This is a genomic window from Cyanobium gracile PCC 6307 (assembly GCF_000316515.1).
In the GTDB taxonomy this organism is placed as follows: Bacteria; Cyanobacteriota; Cyanobacteriia; order PCC-6307; family Cyanobiaceae; genus Cyanobium; species Cyanobium gracile.
This window is the reverse complement of sequence record NC_019675.1, coordinates 1,941,239-1,955,861: the sequence shown is the minus strand read 5'-3', so window position 1 is coordinate 1,955,861 and position 14,623 is coordinate 1,941,239. Positions and strand designations below refer to the sequence as shown.

The window sequence follows — 14,623 nt, the reverse complement described above, 5'->3', positions numbered from 1 at the left end:
TGGAGCCGGGCGTGTGAGGGCCAAGCTGGTCAGGATCGGCAATTCACGCGGTCTTCGTCTGGCCAAGCCGCTGCTCGAGGAAGCTGGCCTGACGGACGAGGTGGACATCCACGCCGCCCCTGGTGTGCTGACCATCACGCCTGTGGCGGCGCCGCGGGCCGGGTGGGCCGAGGCCGCAGCAGCCGTGGCGCCGGAGGGTCTCCTGGATCCGGCCACTCCCACCCACTTCGACGAAGGGGAATGGGAGTGGTGACGGACGTCGCCGTCAGCCGTGGTGACATCTTTCTGGTGGCGTTGAATCCCACCCGTGGCCAGGAGATCCGCAAGACCAGGCCCTGCGTGGTCGTGTCGCCCGATGAACTCAACGCCCACATGGGCACGTTCATCGTGGCGCCGTTGACGACCGGTGCTTATCCCTACCCCTTCCGCGTTCCTTGTTCGTTCCAGGGCAAAGAAGGCCACGTCGTCCCTGACCAGCTGCGCACGGTTGATCGCGAACGGCTGGTGAAGCGGCTGGGAACCCTGCCGAACGACACGCTGCACCAGCTGCTGACCATCCTTCAGGAGATGTTTGCGTTCTGATGGCCGCCTCACACCACCGCCAGCGCCGTGAGTGAACCGCTGAAGCCGGTGATCTCGATGAGGGCGTCGCTGGCGGCCTGGAAGCCGGCGGTTCCGTCGTTGAGGGCCAGGAAGGTGCGGCTGCCACCGCCGCCGGCGGCCAGGGTGAAGGTGGCCCCGCCGTTGGCGGCGAAGCTGGCGGGGGTGAGGACGGCGGCCAGGGCGGTGGGGGTGAGGTCGGCCACCGCCCCCAGTTCGCGCAGGGCGGCAGCCGACACGGCCTGGGGGCCATCGATGCGGTCACTGCCGATCACCAGGTCGGTGATCTGGTCGGGGGCGGCCAGCAGCGAGTCGCTCAGGTTGGACAGCCGGAAGGTGTCGGCGCCCCCCAGGCCGGTGAGCACATCGGCGCCGGGGCCGCCGCCGAGGGCATTGGCGGCGGCATTGCCCGTGAGGAAGCGGGGGTTGGCGGCGCTGAAGGCCAGCCGGCCGGCACCGCCGAAGAGAGCCGCCGCCGTGAGGGCGCCGCTGTGGCCCAGGGCCCGGCCCTGGCTGGCGTTGAAGCCCACGGTCACGCTGCGGCCGGGCTGGATCGCGCTGGCCCAGGCGTCGCCGCTGACGACGTGGCGGAACAGGCCGCCCGCCAGCGCCGTGCTGCTGATCCGCACCCCCCAGGGGGTGCCGCTGGGTCGGTGCGGGCTCTCAAAGCTGAAGCTCCAGCCGTTCAGCGGCGCTGCACCGACGTTGCTGAGGGTGAGCTGCACCGTCATCCCGCCGGTCCAGATCGAGCCGCCCACCACCACCGCCAGATCCGGGCTGGAGGTGAGCGGGATGCCGTTGAGGGTGGCCGGCAGGGGGCTTCCGGGGGTGGGAATCGGTGGCGGCGGCGTTGGAGTCGGCGTGGGGGTTGGCGTTGGCGTCGGTGTCGGGGTGGGAGTCGGTGTTGGGGTTGGCGTCGGCGTCGGGGTCGGATTAACCGGATTTCCGCCCCCGCCCGGCCGCACCGTGATGCCTGGCAGGGCGTCGAGCTGGGCGTCGCTGAGCGGCACGCCGCCGCGGCGTTCGACACTGCGGGCGAAGGCGCCGGTGAGGGCGGCGTTGTAGTCGAGGGCCACCTCGTTGGCGACGTAGTCGTCGCGGCGGTCCTGGTAGGCGAAGTCGTTGGCGCTGGTGGGCCCCCCCACCAGGGCGCCGTAGAGGATGTGGGCGTTGGGCTGGCCGTTGCGGAACCCCTCCCAGCCCACCCCCGAGGCCGCCCGGTGGTGGGGTTGCCGGGGCGCGTTGACCCCGAAGCCCACCAGGTAGCTCGACTGGCGCGGATTGGCGCCGAGGATGTAGTCCACCGTCCCCTGCGAAAGACGGCCGTAGGCGCCGCCGGGGTCGCGCACGTTGTCGGCATAGACATCGGCCAGGAAGGCCGTGTTGGCGGCGTAGCGCAGCGAGCCCCACTGGCTGATGTGGCGCAGGCCGCCGGCGCTGATCGTCACCCCGTTGCCGCCGCTCACCCAGTTGTTCAGCCAGCCCTCCACGTCCTGCTGGATGCGGGCCGAGCCGGTGTCCTCCGCCAGGATCACGGCGGTGGCATAGGAGGCGTCGTCCCAGTTGCCCGTCCAGCCCCGCGAGAGGCCGCCGATGCTGCCGGTGTAGATCGACAGGGCCTTGTCGCGGTAGGCCGTGCCGTTGCCCCCCGCCGCGCTCACCGCCCGCGACAGCCAGGCGGCGCCGTAGGCCAGCTCGTCGTTGTAGCCGCTCCAGGAGTTGTAGAAGGAGCGCACCTCCGGGATCGCATCGGCGTAGCTGCCCCGGTAGCGATCGGCGAAGGTGTAGAGCGAGACGGCCCGGTTGAGCAGCACGTCGGCGTAGGCGGCATCGCCGTTCTGGCGGAACAGCACCGACGCCGAGGCCAGCGCCGCCGCCGAGCCCGCCGCCACATCGGAGCCGGGCTTGGTCGGTGTCACCGCCAGGGCCGGCCGGGCGATCGTCTGGCTTTCGGGGGCGCTCCAGAGGGCGTGGTCGGCCCCCGCATCGCCCACCTGGGCCACGAAGTACAGGGTGTTGCCGGCCGCATCAACGCCGTGGGCCTTGAGCAGGTAGTCGGTGCCCCAGCGCACCGCATCGAGCAGCTCATCGGTCTGGCCGGTGACGGCATAGCCATCGGAGAACTCGATCCCGCCCCAGGCGAGGGTGGCGAGGGTGGAGGCCAGCGGCAGCCCGAATTTCACGTGGTCGCCGGCATCGTGGTAGCCGCCGGTGAGATCGAGCGTCAGTCCGCTCTGCAGGTTGGCCGCCGAGCGGCCGCCGAAGTACACCCCGTCGAGGCCGTCCCGCAGGCCGGAATCGCCGCGCCAGTCGATCCGCTTGCTGGCCTCGTCGAGGTTGCCCGAGCGCTGGGCCTCATAGAAGAGGAAGCTTTTCTGCAGGGCCTCGGCGACGTTGAACCCCACCCCGGTCACCGGATCGACGGACGCCATCGTTCAGAACAGATCACCCCCAACGGTTTACGGCGCCCCACCTGTCCGGGGCGACCCCCTTCGGGGGGTGGTTGGCGGCGCGCCGGAGGGTGATCGGCTGCAGGGACGCGGGGGCGCGCGGCCCAGCGCACTCGGCTCAGCGCAGCCGGATCAGGCCCTGCCGCAGTGCCATCACCAGCGCCTGCAGCCGGTTGCGGGCGCCCATGTTCTGCAGCAGCCGCTTGGTGTACGACTTGGCCGTGCTCGGGCTGATCATCAGCCGCTCGGCGATTTCCCGGTCGGTGAGGCCGTCGGCCAGGCCCTCGAGGATCTCGTAGTCCCGCGGGCTGAGTTCGCTGATCGGCGCCGGCACCGGCAGGTCCCGCATCGAGGCGCTGCGGAAGTGGTGCCCGCCCAGCGCCGCCAGCACCGCCGCCTGCAGGGCGCCGCTGCGGAAGGTCATGTCGCGCTCCGCCACCAGTCCATCCACCCACCCCGCCCGCACCAGCGCCGGGTCCTGGACCGGGGCGGTGCCGATCACGATCACCTTCAGCTGGGGATGGCGGTCCTTCACCGTGGCGGTGAGGCTGAGCACGTCGCCCCCCTTGAGGCTGTCGGAGCACACCAGCAGCCCGTGGGGCTGCTCCGCCAGGCGACGCAGGCAGCTCTCAGCGTCGGTGACGGCGCAGCCGATCAGGCCGTAACCGAACAGCCCCACCGTGTAGCGCAGCAGAAGCGGCTCGTCGCCCATCGCCAGCGCCACCCGCGGCGGCAGATCGGTGGCGATCAGGGCCCGACGCATCACCGCCCGCCGGACCTGGACGACGGGCAGATCGGCGGTGAAATCCACGGGGACCGGCGGGCGCTGTGGGGCAGGCTATGGGGATGGATGGATTCGGGGCGATACAGCAGCCACGGCTGCGCGCTCGAGCCCGGCGCCTGGATCGGTGAGCTGGTTGGGTTGTCGTCGTGGCCGGATCAGGAATCTGTACAGGGTGTACAGATTCCTGATCCGCTGCTGTGAACCCCTCGCCGCCCTCCAGAGCCGTTCGCACTTCTGATCGATCTGCACCGCGATGGTGAGCGGCAGGGGCCGGGCGGGGACGCCGAGACGGAGCTGGCGCTCCAGCTGGCCGACGTCGGCTGCGGCACCGGGGCCTCCACCCTGCCGCTGGCCAGGCTGCTGCGCCTGGCCAGCTTCGACGCCTACCTGTGCCGGACAGCTCTGCGAAACCCACGGCTCCCACTTCGCCGATGGAATGGTTGTGGCCCGCAGGAGCGAACGTCCGCGGCTCCTAGGATCCTGAGCCCCTTGATCGGAGCGGGAAAATGGTTTCCAGAAACACGATCTGTCTCTGGTACGACGGCACCGCTCTGGAGGCGGCCACGTTCTACGCCGAAACCTTCCCGGACAGCGCCTTGGGAGAGATCTTCCGGGCGCCGGCGGATTATCCGTCCGGCCAGCAGGGTGATGTTCTGACGGTCCTGTTCACCGTGGCCGGTCTTCCCTGCCTGGGCCTGAATGGAGGCCCGCAGTTCAAGCACAGCGAGGCCTTTTCGTTCCAGATCGCCACCGACAACCAGGCCGAGACCGATCGGCTCTGGGACGCGATCGTGGCCAACGGCGGCGAGGAGAGCGCCTGCGGCTGGTGCAAGGACAGATGGGGACTGTCGTGGCAGATCACGCCGCGCGCCCTCACCGCTGCCATCGCCGATCCCGACCGAGCCGCGGCCCGGCGCGCCTTCGAAGCGATGATGCAGATGGGCAAGATCGACATCGCCGCCATCGAAGCAGCCCGCCGCGGCTAGGCCCCACCCATGACCCGCCAGCCGATCGTGATCCTCGGGGGCTTCCTGATCAGCCCCGAGGCCTATGCCCCGATGGTGGCGCGGCTGGAGCAGCTCAGCGGCCAGCCGGTGCGGCTGGTGCCCGTGGGCAAGCCCGAGTGGCTGCTCACCGTGTTCGCCTTCGCCTGGGCCGGGATCCTCGATCGGGTGCGGGCCACCGCGGCAGAGCTGGCCCGCAGTTCCCCCACCGGCAAGGTGACGCTGATCGGCCACAGCTCCGGCGGCATCATGCTGCGGCTGTTCCTGGATGACGCCCCGTTTCAGGGGCGCCGCTACGACGGCAAGGCCCTGGCTGACACCCTGGTGATGCTGGGCAGCCCCCACACCGCCCTCAAGGCCACGGTGCTGCGCCGGATGGTGGCGGAGCGCCTGCCGGGCTGCCCCTTCGCCGATCGGGTGCGCTACGTCTCGGTGGCCGGGGATCTGGATCTGCAGGCGGCCTCCCCCATGGCGCGGCGCCTGGCCCCCACCGCCTATCGCAACAGCAGCGGCGATCCCGACGACCGGGGCGATGGCCTGGTGCCGGTGGCCTCGGCCCTGCTGGCGGGCTCCACGCCCCAGGTGCTGCCGGGGGTGGCCCATGGCGGCGCCTTCGGCCCCCGCTGGTACGGCAGCCCGGAGGTGGTGGAGCGCTGGTGGGGCGCCGTGTTCAGCGCGCCTGGGGATTCCCCCGGGTCGTCGCCTGCTGGCGCAGCTCGCTGACGACGCCACTGCGCTTGAGGGCGCTGATCGCCTGGTCGATGCGGTTGGCGGTGGCCTCCGGCAGCGCCGGCGCGTAGGCGAAGGCCTGCGACTCGGGCCGGATCCCCTCCAGCGCCAGGCTGGGCAGGAAGCCCATGGCTTCCTCCTGAAGCAGCAGGTAGCTCAGCTGCAGGTTGTCCCCCAGCAGCGCGTCGATCCGGCGTTCGGCCTGCAGAGCTCCCCCCTCGCCGATGCTGGCCAGCGGCACGATCGTCGCCTTCGGCCCGGTGCTGGTGGTGTTGAGTTCCTTCAGCAGCGACTCGCTGACGGTGCCGCTACGCACCCCCACCCTCCGGCCGCGCAGATCCGCCGGCGAGCGGATGTCGCCGCTGGCCCTGCCCTGGACTTCCCCGGCCACGTTCACGGTGAGATAGCCCACCAGGAGCGACGCCGAGACGATCCGCACCAGGTAGGCCAGGATCACGACCCCGTTGCCGCGGGTGGTGGTCACGATCGTGTTGCTGCCCGGACCGGTGGCCAGCACCTGGAACACCTTGCTGACGTGGCGCAGGGAGTTTCGCCGGCCGTCCGTCGCTGGATGGTGGCGGACCTCCAGGCGCAGAGTGATCCCGGTGAGCACGGCGATCGCCAGCAGGTAGCTGCCCAGCAGCTGCAGCAGCGTCGGCGTCAGCAGGGCGCTCAGGAAGGAGCGCCCCAGATCCAGCCGGCTCTTGACCACCATCACCGCCAGGCCGTCCTCCTGGAAGGGGAGGCTGAAGCGGTAGCGCTCGAGGCGGTCGGGTGAAACGTTGATGCAGCCCACCGCCACATCCACCTTGCCCTCGCGGCTGGCCTCCAGCATCTGCCGCACCGACGGCCACTGGGAGACCACGTAGGGGATCTCCTCGAGGGTGGCCACCCGATTCCACAGATCAACGGCCAGCCCCCGCCAGACCCCCGCCTCCCGGTAACTGCAGGGCGGCGAGCCATCCACCAGGCCCACCCGCAGCACCGGTGCCGCCGCAGCCGCGCCCGGCAGGGCGATGGCCAGAACAAGCGCCAGGGTGGGGGCCAGGCCCCAGCTGAGGCGTTTCATCAGGGAGCCAGCCTGGCCCTGTGCAGTCGGCTCTTCTCGTACCAGTCGGCGAATTCCGGCACCCACTGCTGCAGGTGGGGCCACATCAGGTCGCAGAGTTCGCGGATCTCCTGCTGGGCATCGAGCTTGGCCCGCAGGTCGAGGAAGTGCAGGAACGCCCGCAGGGTGAAGCTCACGACGAAGTGCTGGCGGTAGTCGAAGGGCAGGATGCCGCGGGCGTGCTCCTCGGCGAAGCCGGCATCCAAGAGATCCCGGTAGCGCCCGGCCGCCGTGCGGCAGAGCTCCAGATCGATGGCCCGCTGGCCTTCGTCATACAGATACTTCTTGCCCTGGCGGTCGTTGTAGGGCCCCACCGGCCGCAGGTAGAACACCTCCTCCAGGTCGAGCTCGCCGTTGGCGGCACGGCGGATGCGGTCGCCGGTGTAGCGCATGGACTGCACATCGAAGCTCACGCCCACCCGGTGGGTGCGGGCCTGCTGCATCACCGAATGGGGAAACCAGCCCACGTTGAGCACGATCTGGGCGTGCTCCAGTGGGCCGTAGTGGCCGCGCTCGCCGGCCAGCAGCCGCTTGACGCAGATCTCACCGGCCTTGCGCTCGTCGGGCCAGTCGGCCCGGTCGGCGGCCACGAACCCCTCGCTGTAGTCCTGGTGCATCCCGGCGTAGACGCACTGCTGCGGGTTCGGCGTGGCGGCGATCAGCGCGACCCGGAAGCGGGGATCCATGGGCGGGGGTGCAGGAGAAAGGAGCGTGGCGGCGGCCGATCAGCCGTGGCTGCGGGGACCGGCCTGGGGGGTGGGCAGGGCGGCCGCCGGGGGAGCGGCGCCCTCGGCCCCGGCCGCTTCCGGCAGGCTGCTCACGGCCCCCACCCCCGCCAGCCGGGGCAGGGGCGTGCCCTCGACCAGGGCGGCGGTGAGGGCCTCGAGCTCGGAGCCGCTGCGGGCGCCGAGCGAGCGACCCACGGGGGCGCCGGCGGCGTCGAAGAACTCCAGCTGGGGGATGCCGTTGACGTCGTAGCGCTCCAGCTCCGGCTGCCAGCGGGGGTTGTCGACATTGAGCAGCACCACATCCATGCGGCCGCGCTGCTGGCGCTCGATCCGCTCCATTGCCGGTGCCATCGAACGGCAGGCCTCGCACCAGTCGGCGTAGAACTCCACCAGGGTGGGCCGCCCATCGGCCAGGGCCACGCTGAACTCGGGCGACTGGCGGGCGAGGCGCTCCAGGGGCGCTTCCGGATGCAGGCCGCCCCGCAGCCACACCATCAGCACCACCAGCACGGCCGCCACGGCCGCCAGCACCATGCGCTCGGTGCGGCCGAGGGTGGAGGGGGGGGAACTGCCCGACGGGGCCATGGGCGACGGCGACACGGAACGGCGCCCACTCTGGCAGCGCCGACCCACCCGGCGGGCGCCGCCCATCCCGCGGGCCCGGGGGCTGGCTCCGGCCATCGTTGCTAGCGTCAGTTTTCTCGGCCCGGAGCGGTGAAACGGCGCCTCACTCTCCATTTCCCCTCCGAGGCGGTGCACCAGCCGATCACCTACCGCCTCGCGGTCGACTTCGACATCGCCGCCAAGATCCTGCGGGCCCAGATCGCCCCCAATCAGAGCGGCACCATGGTGGTGGAGCTCTCCGGCGACATCGACGAGCTCGACGCGGCGGAGGACTGGCTGGAGGGCCAGGGGCTGGGGCTCAACCGCGCCCCCGGTGAGATCCGCATCGATCCGGAGCGCTGCGTCGACTGCGGCATCTGCTCCAGCGTCTGCCCGAGCGGCGCCCTCCACTACACACCGGTGAGCCAGCGGCTCCACTTCGAGGCCTCCCGCTGCCTGGTGTGCGAGCAGTGCATCCCCAGCTGCCCGCTGGAGGCCATCACCCTGGTGCTGCAGCCATGAAGGACGTGTTCCGGCTCATGCTGCTGCCGCTGCAGGCGCCGATGCTGCTGGTGCTGATGGGGGTCAGCACCTACCAGGGCATGCACTGGAGCCATGCCCTCGAGACCGACACTTCCCAGATGCGGGAGCTCACCAGCCTGGTCTGGTCAGCCGAGTGCCTGCAGGCGATGTTGATCGTGTTCGTCTGCACCATGCCCGACCTGGTGATCCGGCAGCTGTCGATCGTGATGGCCGCCAGCCGGGTGGTGAGCCTGGTGGTCACCCTGCTGCTGGTCACCGTCGGCGGCCTCTACCTGCTGCACCTCAACGTGCTGGCCAACGTGCTGATCATGGGTTCGGCGGTGCTGCTGGCCCGGCTCGATCTGCTGCGGGTGCGGGTGGTGCCGCCGCCGCTGGTGCTGGCCGGGGTGCTCACCCTGCTGGTGCTCGGCGGGGCCAACTTCGGCCGCCTGCTGGTGCGCTGAATCAGCAGCCCGGCACGCTGCCCTGCTGGTAGCTCCAGACGTTGCCCAGCACCTTCTTCACGTACAGGCGGGTTTCGGGATAGGGGATCGCCTCCACCCACAGCTCCGGGTCGCTGCGCAGCTGGGGGTTCACCCAGCCGGCCACGGCGCCGGGCCCGGCGTTGTAGCTGGCCACCGCCAGCAGGGGGTCGCCGTCCCACTGGCGCAGCATGTTCGCCAGGTAGCGGCTGCCGAGACCGGCGTTGCCGGCCGGGTCCTCCAGCACCGACTCCGGCACCGGCCCACCGGCCAGCTCGGAGGCGGTCTCCGGCATCAGCTGCATCAGGCCCGTGGCCCCCACCGGCGAGCGCACCGCCGGGGTGAAGCGCGACTCCTGCTTGGCCACCCCCAACAGCAGCTCCATCGGCAGCCCGCCCTGGTTGGCGGCTGCCCGGAAGGCCGCTTCGAAACGCAGCGGATGCAGGCTGCGCTCCAGTTCCCGCTCCAGGGCGCACTGGTTGCCGTCCAGCTTCAGGCTGGCCTGCTCCAGCAGGCCGAAGCCGGTCCAGTCGTCGCCGACCCCCTGGCGCAGCCGTCCCTCCAGCAGCAGCTCCCGGCTGCCCTCCGGGGCGCGGCGGCCGCGGCGGTGGCGCCAGGTCTCCCAGGCCTCGGTGCGCTGGTCCAGCCGCCAGAGCCGATCGAGGTTCGCGTCGCCGCTGGCCAGGGGCCGCCAGCTGCTGCCGCCTCCCGGGCCGGCGGCACCGGCCGGCCGGTGGGGCCCGGCGTCCAGCTGCAGATCCCCCTGGCCCAGGCGCACGGCGGCGCGCCAACCGTAGTAGCCGCCGGGATGGCGCCGCAGCAGCGCCTCCCAGGTGGCCCTGGCGGCGGCCCCTTCCCCGAGCTGTTGCTGAGTGAAGCCGATCCAGAAGCTCTGCCGGGCGGCCAGGGGCGGCGGCAGCTGGTCTGTCGGAATGGCTTCCAGCAGGGCCATGGCCGCCCGCCAGCGGCCGGCCAGCAGCCGCTCCCGCACGAGATCCCACTGCAGCGTGCGGCTGGCGGGGTCGAGGGGCCAGCGACGCAGCAGGTCGAGGGCGGCGGCGTCGGTGGGTTCGGCCTCCAGGATCCGCCGCGCCAGCACCGGGGCACTGTCGCGCCAGCGGGGCGGCAGCCGGGCCAGGGATGCGGCGGCGGCGGGGCTGCCCTGCTGGGCCAGCAGCCGCACGGCCGCCTCGGCCTCCGGGGCGGTGGGGGCGCTGCGGACCAGATCCAGCAGCAGCCGCTCGGCCTGGCCCTGTTGCTGCTCGTTCCCCGCCAGCAGGGCCCGGCCCAGGCTGAGCCGGCCGCTGGCCCCCAGGCCGTTGAGGCTGGAGCCCAGGCAGCGCAGGGCCCCTTCGGCATCGCCCAGTTCGGCCAGGCCCTCCGCCAGCTGCCCCCGCTGCTGGGCGTTCAGGTCCGGGCCGTCCTCCTTGCAGACCTGCCGTAGGCGGGCCTCGGCGCCGGGCCAGCGGGCCCCCCAGCGGGCCAGGTGCAGGGCGCCGCGTCGGCGTTCGGCCGGCTCCGGGCCGGCGGCCAGGGCGGCGGCCAGGGCGGCGGGATGGGCCGGGAAGCGCTGCAGCAGCTGCCGGCGTTTGTCTGGATCGTCGCCGCCGAGGGCATAGAGGGCATCGGCGCTGGCCGGATCACCCGGGAAGCGCCGCTGCAGCTGGCGCCACAGGGCCAGGGCCGTTTCGGGACGATCCAGCGCCGTGGCGGCGAGGGCGTCCTGCTTCAGCACCAGGGCGGCCAGGGGATCGGGACCCCAGCCCTGGCCCCGCAGCCACTGGCGCTGCGCCTGGGGATCCTTGCTGCGGGCCGCCAGCAGCAGGCTGGCCTCCCGGCGGCGCCAGGGATCGGTATCCCAGTGCTGCAGCCACTCCAGCCGGTCGGTGGCGGTGGCGGGGGTGAGCGCCGGCTGGCGCGCCAGCAGGGCCCGGCCCCCCACCAGTGCCAGGCCGGTGCCCAGACAGGAGAGGGAGAGCAGCAGCGGGAGTCGGGCCAATGGCCGGGGGACGGCGTCCGGGGCATTCTGGGCATCCGCCTGCGCCGCCCCCGGTGCGACTGCCCTCCCTCCCCGCCCTGCCGCCACTGTTCGACCGCCTGCCCGGGGCGGGCCAGCGCCGCCGCGCCGTGGTGGTGAGCGTGGTGGCCCTGCTCACCCTGCTGCTGCGGCCGCTCTGGCCCCTGCGGCTGCTGCCGGGCTGGTGCGTGGGCCTGCTGCTGCTCTGGGCCACCCTGGAGCTGCTGCGCTGGCGCTGGTGGCCGCCCCGCTGGCGCTGAGCCCCGCCGGCCGCGGCGGCTGCGGCGTCACCTTGCACGGCACGTAGCCTGCTCCCCAGTGATGGCAGCGGCATGGGAGAAGCGGCTTCGCATCCGGCGGTCTTTCCCCTCGGGGCCCCCCTGGCCGACGGCGTGGCCCGCTTCGGCACCGACGGCATCCGCGGCCGCGTCGGCACCGGCGTCACCCCGGCCCTGGCCCTGCAGGTGGGCTACTGGACCGGGGTGGTGCTCCAGGCCGACGGGCCGGTGGTGATCGGCACTGACTCGCGCCGCAGCGGGCCGATGCTGGTGGCGGCCCTCAGCGCCGGCCTGATGGCCGCCGGCCGCGAGGTGTGGCAGCTGGGGCTGTGCCCCACCCCGGCGGTGCCGGGCACGATCCGGCGCCAGGGGGCCGCCGGCGGCCTGATGGTGTCGGCCAGCCACAACCCTCCCCACGACAACGGCATCAAGGTGTTCGGCGCCAGCGGCGCCAAGCTCGTGGCGGCCCGCCAGCAGGCGATCGAGGCGGGCCTCCAGGGCCGCACCGCCGCGCCGCCGCTGGTGGGCAGTGGCCGGCTGGTGACGCGGCCCGATCTGCTGGCGGCCTATGTGGCGTCTCTGCGGGCCAGCACCGGCGGCCAGCGGCTCGACGGCTGCCGCGTCGTGCTCGACCTCTGCTGGGGTTCGGCCACCGCCTGCGGTGAGGAGCTGTTCCGCTCCCTGGGCGCCGAGGTGCTGGTGCTGCACGGTGAGCCGGACGGCGAGCGCATCAACCAGGGCTGCGGCAGCACCCACCTGGAGCCCCTCAAGCGGGCGGTGCTGGAGAGCGGCGCCGACATGGGCTTCGCCTTCGACGGCGACGCCGACCGGATGCTGGCGGTGGACGGCCGCGGCCGGGTGGTGGACGGTGACCACACGCTCTATCTGTGGGGTTCGGCCCTGCGCCGCGAGGGCCAGCTGCCCGACGACCGCCTGGTGGCGACGGTGATGTCGAACCTGGGCTTCGAGCGGGCCTGGCAGGCCAGCGGCGGGGTGCTGGAGCGCACCGATGTGGGCGACCAGCACGTGCACGCCGCCATGGAGGCCCTGGGGGCCGGGCTGGGGGGCGAGCAGTCGGGCCACATCCTCTCGGCCCGCCATGGCATGAGCGGCGACGGCCTGCTCACCGCCCTGCAGGTGGCCACCCTGATCCAGGGCGGTGGCCTGAAGCTGGCCGAATGGATGGACGGCAGCTTCCAGCCCTACCCCCAGCGGCTGGTGAACGTGACCGTGCCCGACCGGCAGCGGCGCCAGCAGTGGCAGCAGTGCGAACCGCTGCGGCTGGCGGTGGCCGAGGCGGAGGCGGCCATGGCCGGCCATGGCCGGGTGCTGGTGCGGGCCAGCGGCACCGAACCCCTGCTGCGGGTGATGGTGGAGGCGGCCGAGCAGAGCCAGGTCGACCACTGGAGTGAGTCCCTGGCCGCCGCCGCCGAGGAGCACCTCAACCGGGCCTGACGCTGCATCCGCTGCACCGACGTCATCGGGATGCCGTCGTCCTAGACGGCATACAGCCCCAGCACCGGAGCCTTGAGCCTGGTCAATCCATCGATCGGAAACAGAGGTTGCCGCTCACGGCGGCCGAGGCGTCATTCCCTGCCGGGATGACAGTGGACCAGGTCCCTGGGACAGGTGGGCCTTGCAGGCGTTGGGCGGTAGGCCCGCCTCAACACGGGATCCTTCAGGGTCAGGGGCAGGGCCAGAGCGGCAGGGCTCAGCCCACCGACCATCGACTCCCGAGACGACCAGCGCTTCCTGCGGCCTACGAAGCATGGCGTCACCCTGCTGGTGGCGATCCATGCCGATGGGGAGTTGATCGCCGATCCCTGCGGCGCCACGATGTTGCAGGCGAGCGACATCCTGTTCGTGAACGGGTCGGATAGCTGGGATCTCCGCTCGCTCAGTCCTTCAGCCGAGGCGAGGCTGCGGTGATGGCTCATCGCGGACCTGGAGGTGGCCATGGCTGGCCTAAAGACAAAGACCCCGGCCCTACCTTCCGCACCATGTCCACCTCCACCACGAAGGCAGCTCCTGCGGAGGATCTCGTGGGTCGTTGGCGGATCGGACTCTGGCTCTCCTATGGCCTGATCGTTCTGGGCATCGCCGTGCAGGTGTTCTGGCTTTCACCCCAGTCCTGGCCTGGCTCCCTGAACGATCCGGTCCGGTTCCTGTTCGACTCCCATGACATCGGCGTCTTTTTCCGCTCCTCCGCCTGGGCTGTGGGTGGTGGGACGCTCTATCGCGATGTCCCCTCCGAATACCCCCTGGCGGCCAACCTGATCTTCGGCGCCATCCGCTTTCTGGCCAGCCTGGTGACGGAGCCGGACCGTCATTTGTGGGGCTTCACTCTGATCTGGATCCTGTGCGGACTGTCAGTCCTGGCCGGCTGCCTTCGCCTGGCGAGCCAGGAGTCATGCGACGGCGTCTCCCTGATCTGGTTGCTGCCAGGTGTCGTTTACTTTGCGGCCCTTCGTTTCGATATCTATCCGGCCTTCGCGCTTCTGCTGGCGATGGCGGCGCTGCGGCGTCAGCGTCTGCTCCGCTCGGCCGGATGGCTCGGTGTCGCGATTGCCCTGAAGGGCTTTGCACTGTTTCTCGTTCCCTGCATGGCCATGTATGTGCTCCACCTCGCCGGGATCAGAAAGGCCCTGATCTTCTCGGTGGTGTGCCTGGTCCCCTATGCCGCGATGACGCTCATCACCCTGCTGTTTTCGGGCCTTGATGGTCTGTTGTCGTCCTATCTGTTCCATGCCAAGCGTTCCTTCAATGGGGAAAGCCTGTGGGATGGGTTTTATCTCCGCTTTCTGGTTCGCTGGTTTCCTGGCCTGCCGGCTTTCCTGACCATCGGTTTCTCCATCGGGGCCGCCTGGCTGAGGCCCCGATCGTTCGATCGCCTGATCGATGCCTGCCTCGTCGCGGTCGTGGGTTTCACCGTCAGCACCGTCTTCTATTCGCCTCAGTTCTGCCTCTGGATCCTGGCCATCGCCTCCTTTTCTGAGCGGCAGCGGATCCTCCTTGCGGCGTACGGGGTCTGTCTGGTGACGTATTTCTATTTCCCCGTCGCCTTTGACATCGTCTGGAACGGGGGCAGCAGAATCCCGCTACGAATCGCCGTGACGACCGTCACCCTGTTGCGGCTTCTGTTGATCGTCACGGCGGCCAGGCCCCCTGCGGCCACACTCCGATGGGCCGAGCCCCCATCCGGCTGAGGTTCCGTCCCGCCCGCCTCCCCAGCGTCATCACCGTGCGCACGCCGCTCAGGGCGAGGCTGGAGGCCTGTCACAGCGGCACCCATCCCCCTGCAACCTCCTGGCCTCAGGG

16 protein-coding genes are annotated in these 14,623 nt (G+C 71.4%); 10 read left to right on the top strand and 6 right to left on the bottom strand.

Annotation, left to right across the window (positions count from 1 at the left end; all coding sequences use genetic code 11):
• The first annotated feature begins 13 nt into the window (after nt 1–13).
• Both CYAGR_RS09520 and CYAGR_RS09515 read left to right on the top strand, forming a co-directional pair.
• A complete protein-coding gene (locus CYAGR_RS09520; RefSeq protein WP_156818437.1) occupies nt 14–253 on the top strand; it encodes an AbrB/MazE/SpoVT family DNA-binding domain-containing protein in 240 nt (79 codons plus the stop codon).
• On the top strand, nt 241–582 hold the full coding sequence (locus tag CYAGR_RS09515; protein WP_015109590.1) for a type II toxin-antitoxin system PemK/MazF family toxin: 342 nt from the start codon (nt 241–243) through the stop codon (nt 580–582). The genes CYAGR_RS09520 and CYAGR_RS09515 overlap by 13 nt, the downstream gene beginning before the upstream one ends.
• An 8-nt stretch (nt 583–590) precedes the next feature.
• On the opposite strand, the gene CYAGR_RS17815 is transcribed toward CYAGR_RS09515, so the two are convergent.
• Entirely contained in the window at nt 591–3,032 is a 2,442-nt protein-coding gene (locus tag CYAGR_RS17815; protein WP_015109589.1) for a glycoside hydrolase family 9 protein, read from the bottom strand.
• A gap of 136 nt (nt 3,033–3,168) precedes the next feature.
• A complete protein-coding gene (locus CYAGR_RS09505; RefSeq protein WP_015109588.1) occupies nt 3,169–3,861 on the bottom strand; it encodes a helix-turn-helix transcriptional regulator in 693 nt (230 codons plus the stop codon).
• A 479-nt stretch (nt 3,862–4,340) separates the two neighbouring features.
• On the opposite strand from CYAGR_RS09505, the gene CYAGR_RS09500 reads away from it, so the two are divergent.
• Together CYAGR_RS09500 and CYAGR_RS09495 are read left to right on the top strand one after the other, a co-directional pair.
• The gene (locus CYAGR_RS09500; protein ID WP_015109587.1) at nt 4,341–4,820 is read left to right on the top strand and encodes a VOC family protein; all 480 of its coding nucleotides are present in this window, start codon (nt 4,341–4,343) and stop codon (nt 4,818–4,820) included.
• A gap of 9 nt (nt 4,821–4,829) precedes the next feature.
• Complete coding sequence (locus tag CYAGR_RS09495; RefSeq protein WP_015109586.1) at nt 4,830–5,561, top strand: esterase/lipase family protein; 732 nt, start codon at nt 4,830–4,832, stop codon at nt 5,559–5,561.
• Here CYAGR_RS09495 and CYAGR_RS09490 read toward each other — a convergent pair.
• The 3 genes from CYAGR_RS09490 to CYAGR_RS09480 are packed head-to-tail and all read right to left on the bottom strand — an operon-like array spanning nt 5,509 to nt 7,988.
• On the bottom strand, nt 5,509–6,636 hold the full coding sequence (locus tag CYAGR_RS09490; RefSeq protein WP_015109585.1) for a transporter substrate-binding domain-containing protein: 1,128 nt from the start codon (nt 6,634–6,636) through the stop codon (nt 5,509–5,511). The two genes, CYAGR_RS09495 and CYAGR_RS09490, sit on opposite strands and share 53 nt — an antisense overlap.
• Nucleotides 6,636–7,361 (bottom strand): FAD-dependent thymidylate synthase, encoded by a 726-nt coding sequence (gene thyX / locus CYAGR_RS09485; protein ID WP_015109584.1) that lies wholly within the window; start codon nt 7,359–7,361, stop codon nt 6,636–6,638. The genes CYAGR_RS09490 and thyX overlap by 1 nt, the downstream gene beginning before the upstream one ends.
• 39 nt (nt 7,362–7,400) lie before the next feature.
• Nucleotides 7,401–7,988 (bottom strand): thioredoxin domain-containing protein, encoded by a 588-nt coding sequence (locus CYAGR_RS09480; protein WP_015109583.1) that lies wholly within the window; start codon nt 7,986–7,988, stop codon nt 7,401–7,403.
• Nucleotides 7,989–8,117: 129 nt separating this feature from the next.
• On the opposite strand from CYAGR_RS09480, the gene CYAGR_RS09475 reads away from it, so the two are divergent.
• Nucleotides 8,118–8,528, top strand: coding sequence for an NIL domain-containing protein (locus CYAGR_RS09475; RefSeq protein WP_015109582.1), 411 nt, complete (start codon nt 8,118–8,120; stop codon nt 8,526–8,528).
• The gene (locus CYAGR_RS09470) at nt 8,525–8,992 is read left to right on the top strand and encodes a hypothetical protein (protein ID WP_015109581.1); all 468 of its coding nucleotides are present in this window, start codon (nt 8,525–8,527) and stop codon (nt 8,990–8,992) included. The genes CYAGR_RS09475 and CYAGR_RS09470 overlap by 4 nt, the downstream gene beginning before the upstream one ends.
• A gap of 1 nt (nt 8,993) precedes the next feature.
• Here CYAGR_RS09470 and CYAGR_RS09465 read toward each other — a convergent pair whose 3' ends face one another.
• The gene (locus CYAGR_RS09465; protein WP_015109580.1) at nt 8,994–11,009 is read right to left on the bottom strand and encodes a lytic transglycosylase domain-containing protein; all 2,016 of its coding nucleotides are present in this window, start codon (nt 11,007–11,009) and stop codon (nt 8,994–8,996) included.
• 53 nt (nt 11,010–11,062) lie between these two features.
• On the opposite strand from CYAGR_RS09465, the gene CYAGR_RS09460 reads away from it, so the two are divergent.
• The 4 genes from CYAGR_RS09460 to CYAGR_RS09450 all read left to right on the top strand — a co-directional run bounded on the left by CYAGR_RS09460 (nt 11,063) and on the right by CYAGR_RS09450 (nt 14,511).
• Complete coding sequence (locus CYAGR_RS09460; protein WP_015109579.1) at nt 11,063–11,287, top strand: hypothetical protein; 225 nt, start codon at nt 11,063–11,065, stop codon at nt 11,285–11,287.
• A gap of 72 nt (nt 11,288–11,359) precedes the next feature.
• Nucleotides 11,360–12,760 carry a phosphoglucosamine mutase gene (gene glmM, locus CYAGR_RS09455; protein WP_015109578.1) on the top strand — a complete coding sequence of 467 codons (1,401 nt, stop codon included), beginning with the start codon at nt 11,360–11,362 and terminating at the stop codon, nt 12,758–12,760.
• Between the two features lie 330 nt (nt 12,761–13,090).
• A complete protein-coding gene (locus tag CYAGR_RS18360) occupies nt 13,091–13,234 on the top strand; it encodes a hypothetical protein (RefSeq protein ID WP_156818436.1) in 144 nt (47 codons plus the stop codon).
• 71 nt (nt 13,235–13,305) lie between these two features.
• Nucleotides 13,306–14,511: a hypothetical protein gene (locus CYAGR_RS09450; protein WP_015109577.1), complete on the top strand. Its 1,206-nt coding sequence runs from the start codon at nt 13,306–13,308 to the stop codon at nt 14,509–14,511.
• Nucleotides 14,512–14,623 lie beyond the last annotated feature (112 nt).